The sequence below is a fragment of the Selenomonas sp. genome, from assembly GCF_052169755.1.
Taxonomy (GTDB): domain Bacteria; phylum Bacillota; class Negativicutes; order Selenomonadales; family Selenomonadaceae; genus Selenomonas.
Genome location: NZ_JBQNBV010000194.1, coordinates 1 through 3,052 on the forward strand (window position 1 = coordinate 1; position 3,052 = coordinate 3,052).

Below are 3,052 nucleotides of genomic sequence, written 5' to 3' on the forward strand. Positions count from 1 at the left end.
CCCGTTTTTGCGGCTTCGATGTCATCGGCGAAAGATACGGCAGACGTGCAGCGCTATAATTGCTGCGGCAGCAGATGCTATCGCGACAGCGAACAGAACGGTCCCTACTGCGACGAGAACGGCTACTGCACTTACGATCGCAGATAAGTGCAGCTGAGTTATGGCGCTGCTCTTTGCGCCTACATGAAGAACATCCCCCTCGCGACTCTTTTGAGAGAAGCGAGGGGGATGTTTCATTTCCGCATTTGTCCTAGATAGTGTACGACGAACTGCTGTGCTGTGCGGCCGCTGCGCCCCGAGTGTTCAAGTTCCCAACGGTGCGCGAGGATTCGCAGATCTTCGGGAGTGAGCCGGATGTTTTCTTTTTTAAGATAGTGGGAGATGATCGCCAGATATTGCTCTTGGTCGGGGGAAAGAAAGGTGATGATGAGCCCGAAGCGGTCGGAAAGGGAGATCGTTTCGTTCATGCTGTCTTGACGGTAAAGTTCGTCGGCTGCCTGTTCACGGTCGCGCCAGCTTTCTTTGATGAGGTGACGGCGATTGGAAGTCGCGTAGATGAGCACGTTTTTGGGGCGCGCCTCGACGCCGCCTTCGATGGCAGATTTTAAAAATTTATAATCGGTTTCAAACTCTTCGAAGGATAGATCATCGAGGAAGAGAATGAAGTGTTTGGAAGGAAACTTCCGCAGTGCCGCGAGTATGCGAGGCAGCTCGCCGAGCTGTGCTTTCGTAAGCTGTACGAGGCGAAGTCCCTGACGATGGTACTCGTGGACGAGCGCCTTGACGGCAGATGACTTTCCTGTGCCGCGTGCACCGATCAAGAGGACGTTGTTGGCGGGACGATCTTTGAGGAAGGCTTCCGTGTTGTCCGTCAGCTGCTTCTTTTGACGTTCGTAACCGATGATGTCGGTAAGCGGCGGCGCTTCGAAGTGTCGGATGCCTTGAAGTGCGTGCGTCTTTTCGTTCCATGAGAAGGCTTTGCAGCTTGAGATTTCACCGCAGCCGTAGCGTTGATAAAAGGTGAGGAAGGCGTTTGCCGTATCTTGCGCCGAAGCTGCATCTTTCATCTGTTCGTGCAGAAAGGCGAGCATCTCGGTCGTGCGTTTTTTCGTCGGCGTGTAGTTGTCGAGAAGGTCGGTCGGCAGCATGGTGCTCGGCAATTCTTGAAAGATGTCAGAGAGGATCTCCATATCGCGCACGAAAGCGTTGTACAGACTTTTGCCGATATTGCCGTCCGACTGCTCCAACGTGCGGGAGAAGGTGTTTTCCCTCTGAGCGAGCACATGGAGAAAATAAGCGCGGAGGACATTTCCTGCAAGGCCGAGTTCTTCGGATTTTTCTATGAGCCCTGCTATAAATCTGTAGGTGTGAGATGTGGCTTCGGGATTTTCCAGAAAGCGCAGAAAATCCCTGATGAGTGCGTCATCTAGGATGGAACGGCAGACGCAGAGTTCTTGCAGGTGAGGTTTGAGCATGGGAATCCTCTTTTCATTAAAGTCTCAGCTTTTCTTTGAGGCGTGTGATTGCCAGCTTCGTATTTTCGCGCTCTCCGAAGGCTGTGAGTCGGAAATATCCTTCACCGCATGGACCGAATCCTGCGCCTGGTGTACCGACGATGTTTGCTTCTTCAAGAAGTTTGTCGAAGAAGTCCCAGGATGAGAGCTCCTGCGGCACCTTGAGCCAGATGTATGGCGCATTTACGCCGCCGTATGCCGTGATGCCGATGCTTTCCAGACCTTCGCGGATGATGTGCGCGTTTTCGAGGTAGTAGGCGATGGTTGCTGCGGTTTCTTTCTTTCCTTCGGGAGTGAAGATGGCTTCTGCACCGCGCTGGATGATGTAGGATGTGCCGTTGTATTTTGTCGTATGGCGTCGATTCCAAAGTGGGTTGAGGCTCTTCTTCGTGCCGTCGGCGCTTCGTCCCTGCACGCTTTTTGGCAGTACGATGTAGCCGCAGCGCGTGCCCGTGAAGCCTGCGGTCTTGGAAAAGGAGCGGAATTCGATGGCGACGTCCCTAGCGCCTTCGATTTCAAAGATGGAGCGCGGCAGATCGTCCTCTGTGATGAAGGCTTGATAGGCGGCGTCGAAGAGAATGACGGATTCATTTTCGTGCGCATAAGCGACCCATTTTGCAAGGGCTTCACGCGTCATCGCCATGCCTGTCGGATTGTTTGGTGAGCACAGGTAGATGATGTCAACATGCTCCTTCGGCAGTTCGGGCATGAAGTCGTTTTCCGCCGTGCAGGACAGATAAACGACGCCGTCGAAATGACCGTTTTTTTGCAGTTTGCCTGTGCGTCCCGCCATGACGTTTGTATCAAGATAGACCGGATAGACGGGATCGGTGATGGCGATTTTCGCCTTTTCGCTGAAGATTTCCTGGATGTTGCCGCAGTCGCTCTTGGCGCCGTCGGAGATAAACACTTCATCGGGCGCAATGCCAAGGTCGTGGAAATTATTTTCGATGATCTTCTTGATGAGAAAGCCGTAGCCTTGTTCGGGACCATAGCCGCGGAACGTCTTGGCATCCGCCATCTCATCAACTGCTTTGTGCATGGCGGCGATGGAAGCGGGCGGCAGGGGCTGCGTCACGTCGCCGATGCCGAGTGATATGACGTTGGCAGCAGGGTGTTTTTCTTTGTAATCTGCGACGCGGTGCGCGATTTCGCGAAAGAGATAGCTGCCGGTGAGTTTTTGATAATTTTCGTTGATGTAAGCCATGATGATTCCTCCTGAGACGCTTTTTTGTATACAGCAGCGTACATTGTGGTTGCCGCTGTCATTGTAGCATATTTTTCAGAGATTCTCATAGGATTTTTTCGCAAACGAAAACGACCGCTCCGATGGGCGCGGTCGCTGCTGCATTTGCTACTCTTTTTTCAAGGTGTTTTGACAGAAGTCGATGAAGGCTTGCGCCGCCTTAGAGACGTAGCGATCTTTCTTCCAAGCTAGTCCGACATCGACAAAGACGGGTTTATCAAAGGGCAGGGTGACAATGTCCGGCGCTTCTTCAACGATGAAGTCGAGCAAAAAGGCTATGCCGGCGCAGCTG

3 protein-coding genes are annotated in these 3,052 nt (G+C 52.9%); all 3 read right to left on the reverse strand.

Features of this window, described 5'->3' with window-relative positions; genetic code table 11:
- Nucleotides 1-233: 233 nt before the first annotated feature.
- Nucleotides 234-1,475: an ATP-binding protein gene (locus ACTTKG_RS10160; RefSeq protein ID WP_442674082.1), complete on the reverse strand. Its 1,242-nt coding sequence runs from the start codon at nt 1,473-1,475 to the stop codon at nt 234-236.
- A 16-nt stretch (nt 1,476-1,491) separates the two neighbouring features.
- Nucleotides 1,492-2,721, reverse strand: coding sequence for an LL-diaminopimelate aminotransferase (locus ACTTKG_RS10165; protein WP_442674083.1), 1,230 nt, complete (start codon nt 2,719-2,721; stop codon nt 1,492-1,494).
- A gap of 147 nt (nt 2,722-2,868) precedes the next feature.
- A partial coding sequence (locus tag ACTTKG_RS10170; RefSeq protein ID WP_442674084.1) for a LysR family transcriptional regulator substrate-binding protein occupies nt 2,869-3,052 on the reverse strand: 184 nt, incomplete at its 5' end.